Below are 21315 nucleotides of genomic sequence, written 5' to 3' on the forward strand. Positions count from 1 at the left end.
AGGCCTGAGCCGGCTCAGCCGCCGAGTGCGGCCAGAAGCTCCCGGTTGAACGCCGGAAGGTCGTCGGGATTACGGCTGGTGATGAGGTTGCCGTCGACGACGACCTCCTCGTCGTGCCACTCGCCGCCGGCGTTGCGGATATCGGTCTGCAGGCTTGGCCACGACGCGAGCTTCTTGCCGCGCACCACGTCGGCTTCGACGAGGGTCCACGGCGCGTGGCAGATGGCGGCAACCGGCTTGCCGCTTTCGACGAACCGGCGTACGAGCGCCACGGCGTCCTTGTCCCTGCGCAGCGCGTCGGGGTTGGCGACCCCGCCGGGCAGTACCAGACCGGCATAGTCGTCGACATCGGCATCCGCGACAGTGACATCGACCTTCTGTTTCTGGGCTGGGTCGAGGTGGTTGAACAGCTGCACCTCGCCGCTCTCCGGGCTGACGAGCACAGCTTCGTATCCGGCGTCCTGCACCGCCTTCCAGGGGTCGGTGAGCTCGACGGCCTCGATTCCCTCGGCTGCGGTGAGGAAGGCGATCTTGCTGTTGGACATGCCGTACTCCTTTGTCGTGCATCGGTTTTGACGTACATCAACGACCGTATGTCGATCGTCCGGCGCCCGCACTACCCATTGGGGTTAGTTCACCGCCAGAACAGTGCTGCTTGCGAATAGCTGACCTATGATCGAAATGATGGGGACGATTCAGGCGACACCAGTCAGTGCCGAGATCGTGCTCGAGACACGCAACGACGTCTTCGACGCGATTCTCGGGCTCGACGGCGATCTGTTGCATCACGATCTGGTCGCCTATCACGATCGGTTCGGCAGCGATTCGCTTGTGGCGGACGTGCTCATCCCGGTCCTGCGCAATGTCGGGGACATGTGGGAGCAAGGACAACTCGGGGTGCTGCACGAGCACCACGCCTCGGGCATCATTCGATCCGTGATCGGCACGATTCGTCGGCCGGCGTTCAGCACGAGCGCGGCCGGCAATGTCGTGGTCTTGGCGTGCCCACCGCGCGAACTGCACGATCTACCGAACCACTTGTTCTCGCTGATGCTGCTCGACCGCGGCCTCGCTCCGGTGGTGCTGGGGGCGAACACCCCGTGGAAGGCGCTCACCGCCGCCTTGCACTCGACCGGTGCGGTCAGTTGCGTTCTCTCCGGGGTGAATCCGGTGCTGATCCATCGTTACCCGCTGTTGTCACGGCTGGCATCGATCACACCCATCCATCTCGCTGGGCCGCTGGGCGACGGAGTCGAAGTGGCCGGTGTGCATCGACTTTCAGATGACTGGCGTGCGGCCGCAGACGACATCGCAGCCGTCAAGGTCGGCGTGACCGCCGCGGCGCTTCTGACGCCGGTACCGGCGCAGCCGCCCACCGCCGGATAGGTTTCGCGTATGTCGCCTCTCGGTCGTGCGCTGTGTGCAGGCGTCGTCGTTGCGCTGAGCGCTGCGGTGATCGGGTGCAGCGCGAGTTCCAGGTTCGCGGCTACCCAGTCAGCTGCGGCGATCGGCACGAGCGGGGCGCGTCAGGCTGCCCTCAACCTCGCCCGCGACAACGGCGACGGGGCGCCGCGAACCATGGTCGCCGTACGCACGACCAGGTCCGCTGTGCAAGCGTCGGCACCCTCGTTGGTGTCGAGTGGCGGCGCCGAAAGTGTCGTGGTGGTCTCCATGACCGGCCATTTTGTCGGGTATGCCGCGTCTGGCCCTTCTGGCGCCGCGATTCCTACTGGCTCGGCGTTGACCGTGGTCTACAACCCCGCGACTCGGGCGGTCACGGACTGGTCCATCACCGACAACTCGTATCAACTGCCGGGTACTTCGCAGACGCGCTAATCGCTCACGAGACCACGCAGAACGGTCCACCTGCGATCGTCAGGTGTAGAGATCCACATTCGCCACCTGATGCGCGTAGTTGCGTTTCCAAGCGGCAACGGCAACCGGGAGAGAGACGCCGAAATGTTTGTTGAAGAGCGCGTCGACATCGGGTGTGTTCTGGGCGATGGCGTCCTGATAGAACACGAGGGCTGTCTGCCATGAGTAGACGTACTGCAGATATCCCACGAAGCTACCGGCGTCGTAGTAGTACGGGGCATTGTCGGCACTGTGGATCTGTGCATACGTCGGGAGGACCGGGTTCTTGGGGTGCATACTGCTAACAACTTGCGCTGAGTGGCCGCTCGTCCAGACCGCGTAGCCCTCGATGACCCACGCCGGCGCATAGACCCACTTCGACGGAAGTGTCACCGCGTGGAAGGTCTCGTGATAAATGATGTCCGAAATCAACGGTGTCTCAGCACCGGTGATCAACGTGTCGTTGCCATCGAGCATCTGGTTGACAACGATCCAACCAGGTTTCCCGGACAGTCCTCGAACCGTCATTGCCCCGCTGTCCACGGTGACCTGCGGATTCACGCCCTGCCACCGTGAATATTCGGCCGATGAACGTGGCAGCAGGATCAACAGCGGATGATCAGCGCGCGCATTTGCCAGGGCGAGCGTAGCCGGAACCGCGTTCTCCGCGATGGCGGCGATGCTGTCGATGCTGGCCTGATCGACATCCCCGACCACAATGGCCTGCGTTCCGACGCTGAACTTCATACCTGGCGCTTGCACGGAGACCACACCGTCTAGGCCACTCTCGGCGATCCGAGCGGAAGCGACCTCCCGCTGATGTGCCGCTGACGACGTCGTTGAGGGCGACGGTGCCGCGGACACGGACGACCTTGGTTGCCGCGAACTTGCCGATGAACAACCGGCCAGACCGGCGGATACCAGCGCTGCACCACCACATTGCAGCAATGACCGGCGATTCAGCACGGCAGTCCCCCTTGCAATCGACGCTGCCGTTCGTCGCAGCGGAACCAACTTCCTGTGGTCGGGAGAAATGTTGCGCCGGGAGATGAATGCCACCTGTGAGAACCGCGGTGAACACACTCCGGTGCGTCGAAAGACGTGACGAAGGGACTGGCACCGGGTTCTTCGCCCGCACGTTGAAGGAATTCGGCTCGGACGAAACCGGAGCCGCCAGAAGAGATTGGGTTTAACCTGACCCGATGAGATGGCCGGTCGCCGTTGTCGTCGTGGGGTTTGTTGCAATTCTCGCGGTGCTCGGGGTGTTCGCGATGTTCTCCTTCAGCCCTGCCGAGAGCCGAACCGGCGCGCTTCCCGCGCCGCAATCGGTCGCCGCAAAACAGACGCTTGCCAGCACCATCGGCGGCACCGCGTCCGCGACCGTGATGACTTCGAGCTGGGTCCGCGTGCCGGGCGACAAGGTATCGCCGTCATGCCTGGCCGCATTGGGTGAGTCAACGGCGGATGGCCCCAAACAGCAGGAGGCCTACTTCGAATCGACCGCGAAGCTCACCACGACGTTCGCGTCATCCGACGGACGCTCTTGGCCCTCCGCGGAAACAGTGTCCGCCACGTCCGACCAGACATCGTCGAATTTCAAACTCAATGCCTGGACGATCAGCGGTATTGCTGCAGCGGGGAGTGATGTGCCGAGCGATTTCGGGATCGTGCTCAAAACATCGCCGCAACAGCCGGTCGACACCATCGGAATGTGCGCTGAGATGAGCACGTCACTGCTGGCTGCCGCGGCGTTGCCGCCACACATCTCGTTCAGCCAGTACGGCGACATCACAGCCGCAGCAGGATGAGACAGAGTGGATGTGAAGGGACTCGAACCCCTGGCCTCTCGCGTGTGAAGCGAACGCTCTAACCAACTGAGCTACACATCCAGATTGCCGCGCCGAGCGATCTGCACCAGCGTTGCGACCGCCAACATTAGCCGACCGCGCACCGGCATACCTAATCGGGTCCGCCGCAACGACAACGAGGTTCGAGACAACCGGATGACCTCGTTCGGCGTCCACTCATCGACGGGGTCGTACGTTGGCTCCGACCGTGAAGGGGGCTTCGCGCCTCACCGAAACGAGCAGATGGAGAACGTCATGAAGACACGCACCGCACAGCTCGCGGGAATCGCCGCCACCGTCGCAGCGGCAAGCATGGCCGTGGCAGGTTGTGGCGGCGGAAGCAGCAGCAGCGCGGCGAGCAGCCTCCCGAGTTCGTCCTCCGCTTCCCCGTCGATGTCGACCGGCCAACCGAGCGGGCCGAGCACCTCCCCCGTTTCGAGCACCTCACCGACGGCGACGTCATCCGGCAGCGGCGGCACCGGCACACCCCGATGCACAGTCGCCAACCTGCAGATCACGATCGGCGACGGCAATGCCGACATGCAGGGTTCACATGTCGCACTCCGTTTCAAAAACACTGGCTCCAGCGCGTGCGAGCTCACCGGCGCGCCCGGTGTCTCCTATGTGACGAATTCGTCCGGCACCCAGGTCGGCGCACCCGCAACCCGAATCAAGGGCTTCACGCCGGTGACGATTGCGCCGGGTGCCACCGCGTCCGCGGGTCTGTTTCTGTCGAGTGCGCCGGAGAAAACCCCCAGCTGTCAGACGATTTCGGTGCGCGGCCTGCGGGTCTACCCGCCGGACAGCACCGAGGCCGCGTTCGTCCCGACAACCCAGACGGCATGCAAAGCCCCGATGAACGGGCCGTTCCTGAAGGTCGGCCCCATCCAGCCGGGCGCCGACAACGCCGACGTCTGACCACGGCGTCCGGTCTCCTGACCTGCCACCGCCGGTGGTGGTCAGGAGACGCCGGGCAGCTTTCTCAGCAGATTCTCGATGCTGTCGGGCAGCAGACCGGGCACACCGCTGATCGCGAACATCGCCCACATGGCGCCGAGCACGAAGGCACACACAACCAGTCCGACCAGTGCCTTGACCCACCACGGTTTCGGCGCGAGCCACTGGTTCCACCCGTGAACCTTGCGCCGGGCGAAGTGCAACAGGTCTCTCGCCCACGCGAATTCGGTGCCCCAGATCCCGAGGCCGGCGAAGACAATGAGCCAGCCCGGCCCTGGCAGCGGCACCGCGGCGGCGCCGACAGCAACGACGACCAGCCCCAGAAAACCGATACCGATCCGGTAGGCGGCGTTCAGCGGCGGCTTGGTGCGCAGCCTCGCGCGCCATTCGAAACGGTCGATCCAGGCCGCGTCGTCAGGCGCGTCGCGGTGCATCTCTGTTCCGGGCTCCTCCTTCGGGTCCGGCACGCCCGGCTCACCGTCGCCCGGCGGCAGCAGCCTTCGCGAAGACATCAGCTGCGGCTGTCGTGAGCGGCCCGGGCGCGGGCAGCACACGATCGTCGACGGCGTGGACCGGCTGCACATCGCGTGTCGAGGAGGTGATGAAAACCTCGTCGGCAGAACGAAGTACGTCCAGCGGCAGAGTCTGCTCACGTATGGCGATGCCGGCCTCCCCGCACCACTCGAGCACCAGCGCGCGGGTGATGCCGGCCAACGGCCCGGCCGACAACGGCGGCGTGAGGATCTCGCCGTCGACGACGACGAAGATGTTCGATCCGGTGCCCTCGCACAGCTCGCCACGGGTGTTGGCGAAGATCGCCTCGCTGCCACCCTGGCTCTTGGCATGCGCGAGCGCGACGACGTTCTCGGCATACGAGGTGGTCTTGAGGCCCGCCACGGCGGAATTCTCGTTGCGCGTCCACGGCACGACAACGATCTTGGTGCTGCCCTGCGGGCGTTCGAGCTCGACCGCGGAGACGATGTAGGTCATCGGAACGTCGGACCGGTCGGAGCCGAGCGGGCCGAGACCACCGGTCACGGTGAACCGCAGTCGCCCAAAATCCATCGGCTCGCGCAACACTGCAGCGATGCCCTCATCCAGGTGCGCCCGGTCGGCGGCCTGGAGGCCAAGGCCACGCAGCGAGTTGTCGAGGCGGTCGTAGTGCCGTTCGAGCACGAAGACCTCCCCGCCGTCGATCTTGCAGGTCTCGAAGACGCCGTCACCCACAGTCACCCCGTGGTCGAGGGCCCGCACACTGGGCTTGTCGTCGACCCGCTCGCCGTCGACCCACACTCGCGTGTTCATCAATCGCCTTTCCTGGATGTGGTTCTGCCGAGAGGCAGTCTGTCACTGACCGGCGTCGCCACCGAAGGCGTCGTCGGCAAGTCGGATCAACCGGGCGGCCTTCAGCTCGGTCTCCTCCCACTCCCCCAACGGATCAGAACCCCAGGTGATCCCCGCCCCCGTGCCGAAGTTGAGCGTGCGAGCGCCGTCACCGTCGCTCGTGGCCCAGAACGTACGTATGCCGACCGCCAGTCGTGCTGTCGAGGAGTTGTTGTCCACGTAGCCGATCGCACCGCAGTACGGTCCGCGCGCGATCGGTTCGAGCGCGCGAATCGCCTGTAGGGCAGTGGTTTTCGGTGCACCGGACACCGATCCGGGCGGGAAGGTCCCCGTCAGTATCTGCGACCAGGAGACTCCTGGTCGCAGCCGACCAGCCACCGTGGACACCAAGTGAACCGAACCGTAATAGGCCTCAGGCACGCACAATCCCCGCACCTCCACCGACCCTGCAGCACAGACAGTGGACAGGTCGTTGCGCACCAGATCGGTGATCATGACGTTCTCGGTGTAGTCCTTGGCCAGCATCGCCTCGGTGGAGATCGCCGTCCCCTTGATCGGGCCCGAGCGAAGCACGTCCGCCGTGCGAGCCAGGAAGAGTTCCGGAGACGCACTGACCACGTCAAGATCGGCCTGCGAGATATGGATGCGTGCGGCATACCTGCTCGGATGCCGTTGCCACAGAAGCGAATTCAGCACATCGAGACTCGCGCCGGCCGGCAGCTCCCGCGACAGCACCCGGCAGAGATTGACCTGATACACCTCACCGGCCGCGATGAGTTCCCGGATGCGCACCACCGCGCTCTGGTAGTCAGCCGCCGTCAACGAGCTGCGCCATACAGCCGGTGAATGCTGTTGCTGCGCACCATGATCCACGTGGCGAGAACGAGAGTCACGAGATACGTGCGCCATCCGGGCTGCGATGAAATCGCCCTCGAAGGAAGCCACCACCACCCAGAAACCGGGCTCGTCCAGGCACCCGTGATCGTGGCGGACCTCAAGCACACCGCTGGCCCGCACGGTCCCGAAATGTGCCTCACCGGAACCACAACTGTGATCCGCCGACGCATCTGCGGTCATCGGTGCCGCGCGCCGGTGCGGCGGCCGTAACGCGCAAGCATCCCGAAGACGCCGGCCTGCACAGACCCCTCCAACAGCACGATGAACTGGTCGAAGTAGGCGAGAGTGAAATTCACTCCCACAAGAAGCACCCCGAGGGACACCATCCCCCAGTGCACCCCTCCGCTGAGATCGTCCGAGTCACGCCCGAGCCTACGCACGGCCAGCACCGCGGAGACGCCCGCCACCAGGCCGGAGACCGCGGCAACAGCCGCAGCCGTCCAGGCAACCGGGCCGGGGCTGTCACCGAGGAGGCTGTTGTTGCCCCGCAGCTGGTCTGGGCCGAACAGGTGCCACAGGGCGAGCGCGAGCACTCCCGGCCCGGCGACCAGACCGATTGCCGCCACCAACATGAGCGCCACTCGCGACCATTTGCGCAACCGATCGACGGGAAAGGCGCGTAGTTCCCACCGGCGCAGCAGCGCCCGGGCGCGACCCACCGCGGTCGTCTCTCCGCCGGCGGTCTGCTCAGTGGAGTCCAGCGTCTGTTCGAGGCCCGCGATGAGCGGGTCGAGTGCGTCATTCGTGCCAAGCTGCTTGGCTTTGTTCACATGGTGCCTCGCGGCCTCGAGTTGCCGCTTGGTCATGGTCCCGTCGAGGGCCGGCTTGAGCAGCTCGAGCGCGGCATACAGGTGAGATCGTCGCGTGTCCCGGGTCACGCGTCCCGCGCGGTAGGCCGCAGCCGCGAACGCCACCAGCACGCCATACGCCAGGGGCGCCGCCAACCGGAAGAAGTAGTCGTTGTCCTGGGTGATGAATTTGCCGATTTCATCGATGAACAACCCGGCGCCGATCCCACCCAGGATGCCCGCCGCAGGTGCGGCCCAGGCATTGGCGATGGCGAGCGCGACGAACAGCCCGACCATCAGCAGCAGGCCGCCCCAGACGGCATGCGCGATGTGGAAGATCTCGCCGCCGACCTGCGGATAGCCGGTGAGGACCAGGTAGAGGCGGGTCACCAGAATCGTGATGGTGGCAGCGGCCACCATCCAACCCACGCTGGTCCCGGCCGCCGATCGAGTCACCGGGCCACGTCGCCGCTGCGTTTGCATCGGGACATCTCACCACGGCCGCGGCGGGAGCGTCGCCCGTCGGTGAACAGCAGGCTCGATCAGATCTTGCCGCGCCACCTCAGCCCGCGACCCAGGTTGACCGAGATGCGGCCGCGTGAGTTCACTGTCACCCGGCCTGCTCGACGGGACGCGCTCACTCCTGACTTGCTGACATTGAGCGAAGTGTTGCGGCCGACCCGCTGACGACGTTGAAAGCTGAATCCCATAGGCCCATCGTCCTCCACAACGTTCGATATGGCTCGCGTCACGCACGTCGACATGTCGACGACGGCCTTCGGACCAGGAATTGGCGACAACTTTTCGTCAGCGGTAAAGCGCAGGCCGTTCGATCATGCTGACACTCGTCGCAGCCTCGGCATGTATGGCGCGGACCGCCGCGTCGCACACACTCGCTGCCGCGTAACCGTCCCAGCTCGACGGGCCGGTGCACTCCCCATGCGCGACAGCAGCGACCCATTGCTGCAGTTCCGCGTCGAAGGCGGCCGCGAAGCGCTCGTTGTGATCCATCGCCAACCGATGCCCGCGACCGGCGGTTCCGCTGCGCTCGACCACCTGCTGGTCGGTGAGTCGCACGGTGCCGGTCTCAGCGACGAGCTCGCCCTGCACGTCATACGCGTGCTGATTGTTCACGAAGATCTCGACGTCCACCCACACCCCCGAGGTCGTGCTGAGGATCAGGATCAGCGGATCCTGCAAGCGGCCCGGCCGGTGCCGTGTCGCGCGGGGTGTGTCGACGCGCACAGTCGTGACCTCCTCGGCGAGCAGCCACCGCACGATGTCGATGTCATGGATAGCGGTGTCGTTGATGGCCATGTCCGGCGTGTACTGCAACGGCACAGCGGGATTGCGATGAGCGCTGTGGAAGATCAGCGGCTCGCCGATCTCGCCGGATGTGAGGATGTCTTTCATCTGGACGTACCCCGGATCGAAGCGGCGCATGAAGCCCACCGTCACGAGTCGGCGACCAGCTCGCTGCTCGGCATCCATGATGTCCAGACACTCCGAAGCCGTTGGCGCGAGTGGCTTTTCGCAGAACACCGGCTTGCCCGCGTCGACGGCCGCGACCACGTCGTCGCGGTGGGCAGGACCGTGGCTGCAGATCATCACCGCATCGACGTCGGCTGCGGCGATCAACTCCGCAGACGTGGGGTATGCCGCAGCACCGATCTGCATCGCGACCGTTCGGGCGTGCTCATCGTCGAGATCGCTGACGGCCACCACCTCGGCGCCGGCGATCCGGCGACGAATGCGCTCGATGTGCGAGCGCCCCATCGCGCCAGGGCCGATCATCCCGATTCGGACTGTCATCGATCTCTCCTTCGAAGGACTGCGGGCGTAACGACGCGCTCGGCCGAGGGGTGTGTCGCTCAGCGCAGGCCGACACCGTGGGCGGCGAGAAACTGTCGCGTGCGGATCGCGTTGGGCTTGGGGAACACCGGATCGCAGCCGTAGATGTCCTGTTCGCAGATGAGATACAGCGGCTTGCCGAGGCCGGCCAGCGCGTCGATCACCGGCGGCAACGACGGCGCACCGGCCGGCGGCGCCACCGAGCAGTGCCGGCGGACGGCGATGCCAAAGGACCAGTCCTGCTCGTGCGCCTGTCGCACGACCTGCGGATCCATGACCTTCAAATGCGCGTAACTGATCCGGTCCGGGTAGTCGCGGATCAGTTCGAGGCAGTCGCCGCCGCCATACTCGATGTGCCCGGTGTCCAGGCAGAACCCGACGTATGCCGGGTCGGTCGCGGTGAACACGCGGTCGATGTCGGCACGGCTTTCGATGTGCGAATCGCCGTGCGGATGCAGCACCATCTGCAAGCCGTAGTCCTGCTTCATGATGCGGCCGAGCCGGTTGGCGTTGTCGACATACGTGCGCCAGGCATCGCCGGTGAGCACGCGTTCGTCGGTGAACTCGCCGGTGAGTTCGTCGCGGTACATCGGCGGGAGGTGCACGATGAACTCCGCGCCGACCGCGGCATGAGTCTCCGCGATCCGGCGGAACTGCCGCTCGGTCTCGGGCCACGCTTCGGGGCGGTGCAGCACGCCCCAGCCGGTGCCTGCGACGACCCGCATCCCGCGAGCGCCGACTTCAGCCGCCATACGTTCGGGGTCGGTCGGCAGATACCCGAACGGCCCTGTCTCGAGCACGCTGAAACCCGCCTCGGCCATCTCGTCCAGCGCCTGCTGCCAGGGGATCTGCACCGGGTCGTCGGCAAACCACACGCCCCACTGATCCGGGCAGACCCCGACGGTGAGCCGGTCGTATGGCGGGGTCGGGTTAACCGAGCGGTCCGGTCGCGACGGCCCCGATGGTTTCGAATCTGCTGTCACAGCAACATCTTTCATCGTCAGAACGGTAGCCGTGGGTCGATCGGCTGATCCGCCCACGTGTCGCGGACCCAGTCGTGGGCGGGGTCGTCGCTGATCAGCCAGCGACGCTCTGGCCCGGGACCGGCCATGACGTTGAGGTAGTAGAGGTCGTAGCCCGGCACCGCTGTCGCGGGTCCGTGCCAGCCAGCCGGCACCAACAGCACGTCACCGTCGCGAACGCACCAGCTGGCCTCATCGCCCCCTGATCCGCCGACGCGACAGAATCCGATCGGGTCGGCGTTATCGGGTGCGGCCGGATCGGCTCGCAGCCGGAAGTAGTAGATCTCCTCGAGCTCGGATTCGATTCCCGGCACCGTGCAGTCGTGGCGGTGCGGCGGGTAGGAACTGCTGTTGCCACCCGGCGTGAGCACCTCGCAGGCGATGATCGCGGTCGCGTCGATGGCGTCGGGTGTGCCGAAATTGCGCACCTGCCGGGAGGAGCAGCCTGCTCCGCGCAGCTCGACCGGAGTGTCCGGAGCGCGCAGGACAGCCGGCGGCAGATCGCCGGTGGCTCTGGCCGCGCACAGTGCGACCTCGACCGGCCCGCGCGCGGTCACCGTCACCTGGTGGTCCCGCGGGACATAGGCGCAGTCGGCGGCCGCCGAGAAGACGTCCTCCCGCCCGCGCAAGATCTCGTGAAGCGTCCCGGACCTCAAATCCACGTCGCCGCCACCAGACAGCGGCAGCAGGAGATATTCGTCAGGGCCGGACGACAGCTCGTAGGCCTCCCCGTCCCGCAGCGCGAGGACAGTCAGACCGGTATGCCGCAGCGGCTCCCCGTCGGGTTGCACGGCCACGCGCAACCCGGTTGCGGTCGTCAAGGCAGCGGGACGGAACCACCGGTCAGGTCCGGCACCACCGTCACGCCGAGGCGTTGCGTCATACGTCATCCGTGCACCATCTCCGCGGCTCGCTCGACGGCGGAGGCGACGTCGCCGTCCGGTGGGTAGAGCAGCGCGCGCCCCACGACCAGGCCTGCGGCCGTCGGCGCCAGCAGGGCATCGGCCCACCGCTGGTAGGCGTGCTCCGAATCGCCGCTGGGGTCACCCCCGAGCAGCAGCACCGGCAGCGTCGTCGACTCCAGCACCCGGCGCATCTGGTCAACGACGGGAAGCTTGAGCCAGGTGTATGCAGAGGTGCCTCCGAGACCGGCAACCACCTGGGCTGCACGCATCACCGACTCCGGGTCGAGCAGGTTGCGCACCTGTCCCTGCGTGCGGACCGACCAGAACGGCTCGATCATCGCCATCAGCTCGATTTGGGCCAATTCGCTGACAAATCGGGCACATTCGGCCATGGTGCGCACAGTGCCCGGGTCGTCCAGACAGATCCGTAGGAGCATCTTGCCGCCGTCGAGACCGCGTGCGGCGATGTCCGTCGAGGTGTATGCCGTGCCGCGGTCGTCGAGTTCGAAGCTCGCACCCTGTAGGCCACCGCGATTCATCGAGCCGATGACGATCTTGTCCTCAAGCAGTCCGGCCAGCAGCAGGTCTTCGAGCACGTCGGCGGTGCCGAGCACACCGTCGACCCCCGGGTGCTTCAGCGCGGTGGCCAGCCGTTGCAGCACATCCGGTCGCGACAGCATCGCGGTCGGATCGTCGCGCACCCCGAACGAAGCCCGCGCCATGTGATCGGCGGCCACGATGAGCAGCCGCCCGTCATCCGGCAACAGCGGTCTGCGGGAGCGGGCTCGCCACGCTTCGGCGATCGCGCCTGGGTCCTGCCGCCTGATCCTGGCCACTCGCGCGACATCCACCATCACGTCAGACTCCTCGCGTCTGCAGGAACAGGTCGAGCTCGGGTCCAGACGGCATCGCCGAGGAACATTCGACCCGGCCGGCCACGATGGCGCCGGCCGCATTGGCCCGGCATACGGTCTCTCGCAGCGAACGGCCCTCGAGAAGCCCGACGCACAGTGCACCACCGAAGGCGTCTCCCGCGCCGAGCCCGTTGACCACGTCGACGCGGATCGGCGCAACGACGTGACACTCCGTGCCCGACATCGCCAGCACGCCTTCGGGGCCCTGTTTGACGATCGCGATCTGCACCCCGAGGTCGAGCATCGTCCGGGCGGCAGCGACAGGATCGTCCTCGCCGGTTGCGACTGTGCACTCCTCGCGGTTGCCGACCGCGATCGTGCACTGCGGCAGCGCTGCACGCGCGGCCTCTCCGGCGTCATCCGGGGACTGCCAGAACATCGGCCGGTAGTCCAGATCGAGCACGGTGTGCGACCGCCGTCCACGCAGCTGCCAGGCGCGCAGGTGCGCCGCACGACTGGGCTCGGTGCACATGCCGGTGAGAGTCGACCAGTAGATCGGTGCCTCGCGAATCTCCCGCTCCGGCAACTCGTCGGCCCGGATCATCAGGTCGGGCGCGACCGGGAATCTGTAGAAGTAGAGCGGGAATTCGTCCGGAGGAAACATCTCGCAGAAAGTCACCGGCGTCGGCAGGTCAGGCACCGCCGACACCGCGCCGTCGTCGACACCGAAGTCGCGCAGGCTGCGGTGGATGAAGCGGCCGAACGGGTCGTCGCCGGTGCGGGTGACCACCGCTGCCGAGCGACCCAATCGCACGACGGCCACCGCGACATTCGTCGCCGTGCCACCGAGGAATTTGCCGAACGTGGTGACGTCCTCGAGCCGGACTCCGACCTGTTCAGGGTAGATGTCGACTCCGGTGCGGCCGATCGTCAGCACGTCGGGTGTGCAGCTCAGTGCCACGGGACTGATCGTCCTTCCACGCTGCGTCGGTCCGCCGTGAACCTCACCATCCAAGCAGCCATCGGGGCGGATCGGAACCCATCGCGCGGCAACCTCACAGGTAGTAGCGTTGGGCGTCTTTGGCCGTTTCGTATGACACGCGGGCGGCCTGCGTGGACTCAAGCTCACTCACCTCGGCCACCGGCACATCCCACCAGGCACTCAACGGCGGATTCGGGCCGAGCGGGTCGACCTCCACGTAGAGCACGGTCGTCGTGATGCTCTGCCTGGCCAGCCGATAGTTGTCCCTGAACTCGCGAACACTGTGGCATTTCAGGACATTCGCGCCCCAGCTCGCCGCGTTGGCAGCAAGATCCACCGGACTGCGAGCGCCGTCGAGCCGGGCGGTGTCGGCATTGCGCGAGACGAAGCTGGTGCCGAAGCGCTGACTGCCGAGGCCTTCGCTCAGCGCACCGATCGAGGCGTACCCGTGGTTGTCGAGCAGCACGACGATCACCTTCAGCCCTTCCGACACGATGGTCGCCAGTTCCATCGGCAGCATCTGGTAGCTGCCGTCGCCGACGACCGCCACCACCTGGCCGGACGCGCCCTTCGCCATACGCACTCCCATTGCTGCTGGGATCTCGTATCCCATGCAGGAGTAGGCGTATTCGAGGTGGTACTGCTGCGGATTCGGCGCACGCCACAGGCACTGCAGGTCTCCGGGCATCGACCCCGCGGCGTTGACAAGTACGTCGTCGCCGGTCATGAGTTCATTGAGCGCGCCGAAGATCTCGGTCTGCGCCGGCAGCGGCTCGTGGCCGAGGTGGTAGCACCGGTCGACCACCTCCCGCCACTGTCGAGCACGCTCGGTGATCTCCGCCGTGTATGCCGGCGCGACTCGGTGGCTCGCCAATTCTGTTGCGAGGGCTGCCAATCCGGCTCGCGCGTCGGCGACCACCGCGGTCGAGCTCTGCTTCGCGGCGTCAAATCCCTGCACGTTGATGCTGACGAAGCGCACGTCCGGATTCTCGAAGATCGTGTGGCTCGCGGTGGTGAAGTCGCTGTAGCGGGTTCCGACGCCGATCACCAGATCTGCGCTGCGGGCAAGCTCGTTGGCGGCCGCAGTGCCCGTGGCGCCGATACCGCCCACGGCACATTCGTGATCCCAGTTCACCGCGCCCTTGCCGGCCTGGGTGTCGGCCACGGGAATCCCTGTGGCTGAGGCGAATTCGCGCAAGACATGCGATGCGTCGGAGTAGATCACGCCACCACCGGCGATGAGCAGCGGTCGGCGCGCCTGGCGGATCCCGGCAGCCGCACGTTGCACCGCCGCCGGGTCTGGGACGGGTCGCGCGACGTGCCAGACACGCCTGTCGAAGAACTCAAGAGGCCAGTCAAACGCCTCGGCCTGCACGTCCTGAGGCAGGCAGAGTGTCACGGCGCCAGTCTCCCCCGGGTCGGTGAGCATTCGCATCGCGGCAAGTGTCGACGAGATCAGTTGCTCAGGGCGGCTGATCCGGTCCCAGAAACGGCTCACCGGCCGAAATGCGTCGTTGACCGAGATGTCGGGGGTGCGCGGGTCCTCCAACTGCTGCAGCACGGGATCCGGCATACGGGAGGCGAAGACGTCCGATGGCAGCAGCAGCACGGGCAGCCGGTTGGTCGTCGCGAGCGCGGCCCCGGTGACCATGTTGGTCGAACCGGGGCCGGTCGACGCCGTGACGGCGAGGGTTTGCAGCCGGTTGGCGGTCTTGGCGAAACCGGTCGCGGCGTGCACTGCGCCCTGCTCGTTGCGCGCCATCAGATAGGGCATCGCGCCGGGCGCAGGGTCGCAGATGCCGCTGCTCCAATCGCCGGAGCCCGCCTCCGACTGCACCTGGTTCTGCAGCAGCGCCTGCCCGACGCCGGCGACATTGCCATGTCCGAGGATCCCGAAAACGCCTGCGATCAGACGCCTTTCGATGCCGTCACGCTCGGTGTGCTGCGCCGCGAGGAAACGGACCAGCGCCTGCCCGACGGTGAGGCGGACCACCTGCGACGTGGGCAACGGCATCTCCTGACTTCGGTGTGGGCGGCGTGACGCCACCGGCCAGCCCATCGTAGGAGCGTGATCACCGGCCAGCCAGGTATGACGCGGCCGCGCGAGCGGTCCCCCGGCGCCGCACAACATCCACCGCGGCCGGTGGCGGTCACGCGAGACGCCCACCGCCATCCACGTGGATCGTGCTGCCGGTGACGAAGGTGTTGTCCAGCGCGAGCCGGATCGCGCTCACGACATCCTCGACCTGTCCGACGCGACGCGCGGGGTTGGCCGCCGCGGTCTGCTCGAAGAGCTCCTGCTTGCCGGCGCCCATCCCGTCCCAGGCGCCGGAGTCGATGATGCCGGGAGAGACGGCCACGACGCGGTGCGGCGCGAGTTCGACGGCCAGCGCCTCGGCCAGGAAGCTCACGGCGCCATTGGTGGTGGCCATGACGCTCAGCCCGGGCGCGGGCTTCCACGCCGCCACTCCGGAGAGGAAGACGAAGGCTCCGTGTTCGGACAGCACGCCGTCGAGGTGCTTGGCCAGCAGCAGCGGTCCGACCACCTTGGCGTCGAAGGCGCCATGGATCGCGTCGCGGGTCAGGTCGCCGATCGGGCCGTTGGCATGGTTGGCCGCCAGCGACACGACGTGCTCGAACGGGCCGCCGGCCGCGACCGCAGCGATGGAGTCCTCGTCCGCAAGGTCGAGGCGGACACTGCGGACGACCTCACGGAGTTGCTCGGGCAGCTTGTCCTGCACCTGCTGCGGATTGCGGGATCCGAGCACCACCTCGAAGCCGTCGGCCACCAGGTTCACGGCCAGGGCGCGGGCGACGCCTGAGCCACCGCCGACGATGAGAACTCGTTTGGTGTCAGTCATCTGCATCCTCCTGATGTATGCCGCACCGCCGACTGCGGTGCGCTGTCACCACGTACAACCAGGGGGTCGGCGCGATTCCTTCCCCAACGCGGATGCATGTTTCTTGCGCCAGCCATAAACTTTGCTCATGCCTAGCTTGCGTGCCCTGGAGATCCTTGTCGCCGTCGCCGACGAGGGGTCAATCACCGCAGCCGGTCAACGGCTCTATCTGACCCAGCCGGCCGTGTCGCATCAGCTCAAAGCTCTGGAGTCCGAGTTGGGTGCGACGCTGGTCGATCGGTCGGCGTCGGGTGCGGCGCTGACTCCGGAGGGGCGAGCGGTGCTGCCGCATGCCCGGGAGGCGATCGCCGCGGCCGGGCGCGCGGCTCTTGCGCTGCAGGAGCAAGTGGATCCGATCGTGCGTATTGCCTGCGCTGAGAGTTTCACGGTGCCGCTGCTGTCCCCCGCCATACGTGCGTGGACTCACCGGAACGAAAGCGCCCGGTTGGAGCTGATCGAGGCGACCAGCTCCGAGGAGGTCTTGGACGCGGTTCGATCAGGCCGCGCCGATCTCGGCATCACGCCGTTGCAGGGTGGTGCCGGTGGACTTTTTGTCACGGAGCTCGCTGCCGAGGAGGTCGTCGTCACGGGGTCAGCGGAGCACGACATCCTGCAACAACCGGTGACGCTCCGCCGGGTGGCGCGAGAACGATTGGTCGGGGTCGATGCGCAGAACGGCTTCAGCGCCTGGCTCACCGACCAGTTCGCGGCTGCAAAATCTGTGCAGCACAACGAGATTCGGGTGCGATCACTCACAACGGCAGCCGCGCTGGCCGGCGCCGGAGTGGGGCTGGCCGTCGTGCCGATGAGCGCTCTCTCACCCGAAGCACCATGGGTGTCACTTCGGCCGCCCCTGATGCGCGACGTCGCGGCGGTTACACGCAGTAAGCCCGCGGGAATCGTCGGCCGCTTCGTCGAGATTCTGGCTAAGGCCAACCCGCCGCGCGACATACACAACCGGAGCGGAAGGTCGGCATCTGGCGCCCTGTGATCCACCGCTCAGATCTGGCGGTCAACCCGACTGCACGAACCCAACACGGGATCCGCGCAGCGGGGGTCATCCATGGGCCGCTTGTTGTTCCACGCCGTGCAACGAAAAGTCCCCTGACTTTGCGTTTCCGCAGGTCAGGGGCTTTCGTGGTGGTGGGCGATACTGGGATCGAACCAGTGACCTCTTCCGTGTCAGGGAAGCGCGCTACCGCTGCGCCAATCGCCCATTGCGATGCTGATCGCAGAGCGGACAACCGGGCTCGAACCGGCGACCTCAACCTTGGCAAGGTTGCGCTCTACCAACTGAGCTATGTCCGCCTGTAACCCCGCCGAAGCTGGGCAACGAGAATGAACTTTAGCCGACGGCCAGCGGAACACCAAAACGGGCTTGTCAGCACGTGATTCGCCCGGATGCAGGACCCCGGAAACAGCGAAACGCCGCCCGCGGCTGCCAGCCGGGACGGCGTCATACGTCATACGTGCTCTGGAGGTGGAGACGGGATTTGAACCCGTGTAGACGGCTTTGCAGGCCGTTGCCTCGCCTCTCGGCCACTCCACCGTGGTGCTCGATCCGTCGCCCTCGTGTCACCACGAGAGGATTGATCAGAGCGGACAACCGGGCTCGAACCGGCGACCTCAACCTTGGCAAGGTTGCGCTCTACCAACTGAGCTATGTCCGCCTGCCGCGTGCGGGAAACCCGCTGTGCGTGCTGCGAAACACTAACTGATGGTCTGGCGCGACGCCAATCGGGCGGCATCCGTGTCGGATTCGTCTGACTCCGTCGCTGGAATGACGCTCGCCTCATCAGCCTCGGACTTCTGGGCACGTATGACGCTCGCCTCGTCACCGGCGGCCTCACGCGCCGGCTCCCGCCCCTCCGCTGCCGACGCCGGCTCGTCATCAGCACACGGCTCCGGCTCCCTGGACGGCTCGTCCGACGACTCCCCCGACGCGTCGTCGCGGTCGGTCAGCCGTGGCGTGAGGTCGCCGATCCATTCCTTGGCGCGGTCGCGCACCCGCGGACGCTCCGGCGGCGGCCACAAGCGCACCGACGCGGCATTCAGACCGGCCCCGATCAGCACGGCGATGCCCAGGAAGTACAGCCAGGTGAGCACGACGATGGTCGCGGCCAGCGGCCCGTAGATGCTCGTGCTGTGGTCACCCACCGACCGCCCGAGGAACCAGCGCAGCGCCATCGAGGCGATGACCCAGATGACCAGTGTCAGCGTCGCGCCGGGCAGGTCTCGCGCCCACGGGGTCCGCGCCGGCGTCGCGATGTAGAAGAACGTGGCCAGGCTGAGGATCGTCAGCCCACCCACCAAAGGCCAGTAGAACGTCATGAGGAACTGCAGCCCGGTCGGCAGCCAACTCGACAGCAGGTCCGGACCGATGACGATCAGCGGGATCACGATCGCTCCGAACGCCAACCCGCCGAAGTACAGCGACAGGCTCAGCACCCGTGTCTGGACGATGCCGCGCTTGCCGCCCTGGCCGTACATGATCGACACCGTGTCGATCATCACGTTGAGCGCGCGCGAGCCGGACCACAGCGACAGCAGGAAGCCGACCGAGATCACATCCGGCCGGCCGGCGCTCAATGCCGAGTTGATCGTGGGCATCAGCACCTGCCGCAGGCTCTCCTCGGTGAGGAACTGCGAGGCGTAGCTCTCGATGTTGACGGTGACCCGGTGCACGGTGTTGGGGCCGATCCATTTGCCGAGGTATCCCACCGCGCCCAACAGCCCGAACACCAACGGTGGTAATGACAACAGCGCGAAAAAACCGGCCTCCGCGGCCAGCCCGGTGACGCGATAGCGCATGCAGATCCGGATGGTCCCCATCGTCAGGCGGACCAACTGCAACAGCCCCGGCACGCGCGACAGGCGACGGCGCAGCGCAGCCTTGCGCCCGGTCACCTCGCCCCGCCATTCATGCCGTCGTTGATCACGCGCACCACGGTAGCTGTGCGGCGGCGAAACCTCGTGGACCACAATGCTCCCCATGGACATTTGGCCCGGTACTCCTTATCCCCTCGGATCCACGTATGACGGCACGGGCGTCAACTTCGCGATCTTCTCCGAGGTGGCCGACCGGGTCGAGCTGTGCCTCATCGATTCCGACAACGCCGAGCAGCGCTTCGAGCTGACCGAGGTCGACGGCCATGTCTGGCACGCTTACCTGCCGGGGGCCCAGCCCGGCCAGCGCTACGGCTACCGCGTGTACGGCGAGCACAATCCGGAGACCGGCGACCGCTGCAACCCGGCCAAGTTGCTGCTCGACCCCTACGCCAAGGCGTTCGACGGTCAGATCGACGGCGACGAGTCGCTGTTCAGCTACCACTTCGACAACCCGGACGAGCTCAACACCGACGACTCTCTCGGCCACACGATGCTCTCGGTCGTGGTCAACCCGTTCTTCGACTGGGGCCACGACCGCCCACCGCGGCACGAGTACCACGACAGCGTGATCTACGAGACCCACGTCAAGGGCTTGTCGATGACGCACCCGGATGTGCCGGAGGAGATTCGCGGCACGTATGCCGGTATGGCGCACCCGTCGGTCATCGAACACCTCACCGACCTCGGCGTGACCGCGGTCGAGCTGCTGCCGGTCCACCAGTTCGTGCAGGACACCACCCTGGCCGAACAGGGTATGTCGAACTACTGGGGTTACAACACGATCGGTTTCCTGGCGCCGCACAACGGCTACGCCAGCTCCGGCACCGACGGCCAGCAGGTCACCGAGTTCAAGGCGATGGTCAAGGCGCTGCACGCGGCTGACATCGAGGTGATCCTCGACGTGGTCTACAACCACACCGCAGAAGGCAACGAACTCGGCCCGACGATCGCCTTCCGCGGCATCGACAATGTCGCCTACTACCGCCTCGTCGACGACGACAAGTCGCACTATTACGACACCACCGGCACCGGCAACAGCCTGCTGATGCGCAGCCCGCACGTGCTGCAGCTGATCATGGACTCGCTGCGCTACTGGGTGCAGGAGATGCACGTCGACGGCTTCCGCTTCGACCTTGCGGCGACGCTGGCCCGGCAGTTCCATGAAGTCGACCGGTTGTCGGCCTTCTTCGACATCATCCAGCAGGACCCGATCATCTCCCAGGTCAAGCTCATCGCCGAGCCGTGGGATCTCGGCGACGGCGGCTACCAGGTCGGCAACTTCCCGCCGTTGTGGACAGAGTGGAACGGCAAGTACCGCGACACGGTCCGTGACTTCTGGCGAGGCGAGCCGTCGACGCTCGGCGAATTCGCCTCTCGTCTCACCGGATCCAGTGATCTTTATGCCCACTCGGGTCGTCGTCCGATCGCGTCGATCAACTTCGTCGTTGCGCACGACGGGTTCACCCTGCGCGACCTGGTGTCCTACAACGAGAAGCACAACGAGGCCAACGGTGAAGGCGGACGCGACGGCGAGAGCCACAACCGCTCCTGGAACTGCGGGGTGGAGGGCCCCACCGACGACCCGGACGTCAACGCCCTGCGGTTGCAGCAGCAGCGCAACTTCCTCGCGACGCTCCTGCTGAGCCAGGGCGTGCCGATGATCGCCCACGGCGACGAGCTCGGCCGCACCCAGAACGGCAACAACAACGTCTACTGTCAGGACAACGAAACCTCCTGGGTCGACTGGGATCTCGACGACGACCAGCGGTCACTGCTGGAGTTCACCCAGCAGGTGATCGAGCTGCGACGCGAGCACCCGACGTTCCGGCGGCGCCGGTTCTTCCAAGGGGATGCCGGCCGCGGCGGCGCCAATGAGAGCGGTGACATCGAGTGGTACTCCCCCTCTGGATCGCCGATGAGCGAGCTCGACTGGCGCAACGGCTACGCCCGCACGCTAATGGTCTTCCTCAACGGTGAAGCGATCCGCACGCCCGACGAGAACGGCCGCGAAGTCGTCGACGACCACTTCCTGCTGTTGTTCAACGGCCACCACGAGGACGTCGAATTCACCATCCCTGAGCAACCATCGGACAGCGAGTGGCACGTCGCGCTGCACACCGCCGACCTGGCGCAGCGGGACGGCGACACGACATACGACGCGGGTGCGGTGCTCACAGTGCCCAGCCGCTCGGTCGTGATTCTGCAGGCACCGACCAAGCACTGAC

22 protein-coding genes and 5 tRNA genes are annotated in these 21315 nt (G+C 66.3%); 6 read left to right on the forward strand and 21 right to left on the reverse strand.

The window, feature by feature from the left end:
• Positions 1 to 14: 14 nt before the first annotated feature.
• On the reverse strand, positions 15 to 545 hold the full coding sequence (locus BKA23_RS08510) for a type 1 glutamine amidotransferase domain-containing protein (RefSeq protein ID WP_145227255.1): 531 nt from the start codon (positions 543 to 545) through the stop codon (positions 15 to 17).
• A gap of 139 nt (positions 546 to 684) precedes the next feature.
• On the opposite strand from BKA23_RS08510, the gene BKA23_RS08515 reads away from it, so the two are divergent.
• On the forward strand, positions 685 to 1386 hold the full coding sequence (locus BKA23_RS08515) for a cobalamin B12-binding domain-containing protein (protein WP_170226428.1): 702 nt from the start codon (positions 685 to 687) through the stop codon (positions 1384 to 1386).
• A gap of 9 nt (positions 1387 to 1395) precedes the next feature.
• Positions 1396 to 1836, forward strand: a complete 441-nt coding sequence (locus BKA23_RS08520; RefSeq protein WP_145227258.1) for a hypothetical protein — start codon at positions 1396 to 1398, stop codon at positions 1834 to 1836.
• A gap of 39 nt (positions 1837 to 1875) precedes the next feature.
• On the opposite strand, the gene BKA23_RS08525 is transcribed toward BKA23_RS08520, so the two are convergent.
• Positions 1876 to 2601 carry a hypothetical protein gene (locus BKA23_RS08525; RefSeq protein WP_145227260.1) on the reverse strand — a complete coding sequence of 242 codons (726 nt, stop codon included), beginning with the start codon at positions 2599 to 2601 and terminating at the stop codon, positions 1876 to 1878.
• Positions 2602 to 3116: 515 nt separating this feature from the next.
• On the opposite strand from BKA23_RS08525, the gene BKA23_RS08530 reads away from it, so the two are divergent.
• Positions 3117 to 3662, forward strand: a complete 546-nt coding sequence (locus tag BKA23_RS08530; protein ID WP_145227262.1) for a hypothetical protein — start codon at positions 3117 to 3119, stop codon at positions 3660 to 3662.
• A gap of 7 nt (positions 3663 to 3669) precedes the next feature.
• Here the strand turns inward: BKA23_RS08530 and BKA23_RS08535 are convergent.
• Together BKA23_RS08535 and BKA23_RS17975 are read right to left on the reverse strand one after the other, a co-directional pair.
• Positions 3670 to 3743: transfer RNA gene (locus tag BKA23_RS08535), tRNA-Val, on the reverse strand.
• 185 nt (positions 3744 to 3928) lie between these two features.
• Positions 3929 to 4243, reverse strand: coding sequence for a hypothetical protein (locus BKA23_RS17975; protein ID WP_246104618.1), 315 nt, complete (start codon positions 4241 to 4243; stop codon positions 3929 to 3931).
• Between BKA23_RS17975 and BKA23_RS17980 the strand changes: the two genes are divergently transcribed.
• Positions 4242 to 4619: a DUF4232 domain-containing protein gene (locus tag BKA23_RS17980; protein WP_246104606.1), complete on the forward strand. Its 378-nt coding sequence runs from the start codon at positions 4242 to 4244 to the stop codon at positions 4617 to 4619. The genes BKA23_RS17975 and BKA23_RS17980 overlap by 2 nt on opposite strands.
• A 41-nt stretch (positions 4620 to 4660) precedes the next feature.
• On the opposite strand, the gene BKA23_RS08545 is transcribed toward BKA23_RS17980, so the two are convergent.
• From BKA23_RS08545 to BKA23_RS08600, 12 genes are all read right to left on the reverse strand, one after another.
• Positions 4661 to 5170, reverse strand: a complete 510-nt coding sequence (locus tag BKA23_RS08545) for a TIGR02611 family protein (protein ID WP_246104525.1) — start codon at positions 5168 to 5170, stop codon at positions 4661 to 4663.
• Positions 5133 to 5963: an aminotransferase class IV gene (locus tag BKA23_RS08550; protein WP_145227266.1), complete on the reverse strand. Its 831-nt coding sequence runs from the start codon at positions 5961 to 5963 to the stop codon at positions 5133 to 5135. Before BKA23_RS08550 ends, BKA23_RS08545 begins: the two co-directional genes overlap by 38 nt.
• A gap of 42 nt (positions 5964 to 6005) precedes the next feature.
• The gene (locus tag BKA23_RS08555; RefSeq protein WP_246104526.1) at positions 6006 to 7019 is read right to left on the reverse strand and encodes a chorismate-binding protein; all 1014 of its coding nucleotides are present in this window, start codon (positions 7017 to 7019) and stop codon (positions 6006 to 6008) included.
• 56 nt (positions 7020 to 7075) lie between these two features.
• Positions 7076 to 8170, reverse strand: coding sequence for a hypothetical protein (locus BKA23_RS08560; protein ID WP_211841629.1), 1095 nt, complete (start codon positions 8168 to 8170; stop codon positions 7076 to 7078).
• Positions 8171 to 8229: 59 nt separating this feature from the next.
• Positions 8230 to 8451: a DUF4236 domain-containing protein gene (locus BKA23_RS08565; RefSeq protein WP_342783597.1), complete on the reverse strand. Its 222-nt coding sequence runs from the start codon at positions 8449 to 8451 to the stop codon at positions 8230 to 8232.
• A 43-nt stretch (positions 8452 to 8494) separates the two neighbouring features.
• Positions 8495 to 9499, reverse strand: a complete 1005-nt coding sequence (locus BKA23_RS08570) for a Gfo/Idh/MocA family protein (RefSeq protein WP_145227273.1) — start codon at positions 9497 to 9499, stop codon at positions 8495 to 8497.
• A 59-nt stretch (positions 9500 to 9558) separates the two neighbouring features.
• Positions 9559 to 10536 (reverse strand): sugar phosphate isomerase/epimerase family protein, encoded by a 978-nt coding sequence (locus BKA23_RS08575; protein ID WP_145227275.1) that lies wholly within the window; start codon positions 10534 to 10536, stop codon positions 9559 to 9561.
• 2 nt (positions 10537 to 10538) lie between these two features.
• On the reverse strand, positions 10539 to 11450 hold the full coding sequence (iolB, locus tag BKA23_RS08580; RefSeq protein ID WP_145227277.1) for a 5-deoxy-glucuronate isomerase: 912 nt from the start codon (positions 11448 to 11450) through the stop codon (positions 10539 to 10541).
• Positions 11447 to 12319: a Cgl0159 family (beta/alpha)8-fold protein gene (locus BKA23_RS08585; protein WP_145228373.1), complete on the reverse strand. Its 873-nt coding sequence runs from the start codon at positions 12317 to 12319 to the stop codon at positions 11447 to 11449. Before BKA23_RS08585 ends, iolB begins: the two co-directional genes overlap by 4 nt.
• Before the next feature lie 4 nt (positions 12320 to 12323).
• A complete protein-coding gene (gene iolC, locus BKA23_RS08590; protein WP_211841685.1) occupies positions 12324 to 13274 on the reverse strand; it encodes a 5-dehydro-2-deoxygluconokinase in 951 nt (316 codons plus the stop codon).
• Between the two features lie 100 nt (positions 13275 to 13374).
• Positions 13375 to 15315 (reverse strand): 3D-(3,5/4)-trihydroxycyclohexane-1,2-dione acylhydrolase (decyclizing), encoded by a 1941-nt coding sequence (gene iolD / locus BKA23_RS08595; protein WP_145227281.1) that lies wholly within the window; start codon positions 15313 to 15315, stop codon positions 13375 to 13377.
• Between the two features lie 136 nt (positions 15316 to 15451).
• Positions 15452 to 16162 (reverse strand): SDR family oxidoreductase, encoded by a 711-nt coding sequence (locus tag BKA23_RS08600; RefSeq protein ID WP_145227283.1) that lies wholly within the window; start codon positions 16160 to 16162, stop codon positions 15452 to 15454.
• A 127-nt stretch (positions 16163 to 16289) separates the two neighbouring features.
• Between BKA23_RS08600 and BKA23_RS08605 the strand changes: the two genes are divergently transcribed.
• Positions 16290 to 17192 (forward strand): LysR family transcriptional regulator, encoded by a 903-nt coding sequence (locus BKA23_RS08605; protein ID WP_145227285.1) that lies wholly within the window; start codon positions 16290 to 16292, stop codon positions 17190 to 17192.
• Positions 17193 to 17342: 150 nt separating this feature from the next.
• On the opposite strand, the gene BKA23_RS08610 is transcribed toward BKA23_RS08605, so the two are convergent.
• The 5 genes from BKA23_RS08610 to BKA23_RS08630 form a co-directional block, all read right to left on the reverse strand.
• A tRNA-Val gene (locus tag BKA23_RS08610) sits at positions 17343 to 17417 on the reverse strand.
• Positions 17418 to 17436: 19 nt separating this feature from the next.
• Positions 17437 to 17509, reverse strand: a tRNA-Gly gene (locus BKA23_RS08615).
• A gap of 167 nt (positions 17510 to 17676) precedes the next feature.
• Positions 17677 to 17750, reverse strand: a tRNA-Cys gene (locus BKA23_RS08620).
• Between the two features lie 48 nt (positions 17751 to 17798).
• Positions 17799 to 17871, reverse strand: a tRNA-Gly gene (locus BKA23_RS08625).
• Between the two features lie 40 nt (positions 17872 to 17911).
• A complete protein-coding gene (locus BKA23_RS08630; RefSeq protein ID WP_246104527.1) occupies positions 17912 to 19201 on the reverse strand; it encodes a YihY/virulence factor BrkB family protein in 1290 nt (429 codons plus the stop codon).
• Here BKA23_RS08630 and glgX point away from each other — a divergent pair.
• Positions 19194 to 21314, forward strand: a complete 2121-nt coding sequence (gene glgX / locus BKA23_RS08635) for a glycogen debranching protein GlgX (protein WP_145227287.1) — start codon at positions 19194 to 19196, stop codon at positions 21312 to 21314. The genes BKA23_RS08630 and glgX overlap by 8 nt on opposite strands.
• Position 21315: the final 1 nt, after the last annotated feature.

The sequence above is a fragment of the Rudaeicoccus suwonensis genome, assembly GCF_007829035.1.
GTDB lineage: Bacteria > Actinomycetota > Actinomycetes > Actinomycetales > Dermatophilaceae > Rudaeicoccus > Rudaeicoccus suwonensis.

Bases quoted from the DNA above. Each gene is read 5' to 3' on its own strand.
- BKA23_RS08510 (WP_145227255.1), bottom strand. From the start codon at position 545: ATGTCCAACAGCAAGATCGCCTTCCTCACCGCAGCCGAGGGAATCGAG.
- BKA23_RS08515 (WP_170226428.1), top strand. From the start codon at position 685: ATGGGGACGATTCAGGCGACACCAGTCAGTGCCGAGATCGTGCTCGAG.
- BKA23_RS08520 (WP_145227258.1), top strand. From the start codon at position 1,396: ATGTCGCCTCTCGGTCGTGCGCTGTGTGCAGGCGTCGTCGTTGCGCTG.
- BKA23_RS08525 (WP_145227260.1), bottom strand. From the start codon at position 2,601: ATGAAGTTCAGCGTCGGAACGCAGGCCATTGTGGTCGGGGATGTCGAT.
- BKA23_RS17980 (WP_246104606.1), top strand. From the start codon at position 4,242: ATGCAGGGTTCACATGTCGCACTCCGTTTCAAAAACACTGGCTCCAGC.
- BKA23_RS17975 (WP_246104618.1), bottom strand. From the start codon at position 4,243: ATGTCGGCATTGCCGTCGCCGATCGTGATCTGCAGGTTGGCGACTGTG.
- BKA23_RS08545 (WP_246104525.1), bottom strand. From the start codon at position 5,170: ATGTCTTCGCGAAGGCTGCTGCCGCCGGGCGACGGTGAGCCGGGCGTG.
- BKA23_RS08550 (WP_145227266.1), bottom strand. From the start codon at position 5,963: ATGAACACGCGAGTGTGGGTCGACGGCGAGCGGGTCGACGACAAGCCC.
- BKA23_RS08560 (WP_211841629.1), bottom strand. From the start codon at position 8,170: ATGCAAACGCAGCGGCGACGTGGCCCGGTGACTCGATCGGCGGCCGGG.
- BKA23_RS08565 (WP_342783597.1), bottom strand. From the start codon at position 8,451: ATGTCGACGTGCGTGACGCGAGCCATATCGAACGTTGTGGAGGACGAT.
- BKA23_RS08570 (WP_145227273.1), bottom strand. From the start codon at position 9,499: ATGACAGTCCGAATCGGGATGATCGGCCCTGGCGCGATGGGGCGCTCG.
- BKA23_RS08575 (WP_145227275.1), bottom strand. From the start codon at position 10,536: ATGAAAGATGTTGCTGTGACAGCAGATTCGAAACCATCGGGGCCGTCG.
- iolB (WP_145227277.1), bottom strand. From the start codon at position 11,450: ATGACGTATGACGCAACGCCTCGGCGTGACGGTGGTGCCGGACCTGAC.
- BKA23_RS08585 (WP_145228373.1), bottom strand. From the start codon at position 12,319: ATGGTGGATGTCGCGCGAGTGGCCAGGATCAGGCGGCAGGACCCAGGC.
- iolD (WP_145227281.1), bottom strand. From the start codon at position 15,315: ATGCCGTTGCCCACGTCGCAGGTGGTCCGCCTCACCGTCGGGCAGGCG.
- BKA23_RS08600 (WP_145227283.1), bottom strand. From the start codon at position 16,162: ATGACTGACACCAAACGAGTTCTCATCGTCGGCGGTGGCTCAGGCGTC.
- BKA23_RS08605 (WP_145227285.1), top strand. From the start codon at position 16,290: ATGCCTAGCTTGCGTGCCCTGGAGATCCTTGTCGCCGTCGCCGACGAG.
- glgX (WP_145227287.1), top strand. From the start codon at position 19,194: ATGGACATTTGGCCCGGTACTCCTTATCCCCTCGGATCCACGTATGAC.
- BKA23_RS08630 (WP_246104527.1), bottom strand. From the start codon at position 19,201: ATGTCCATGGGGAGCATTGTGGTCCACGAGGTTTCGCCGCCGCACAGC.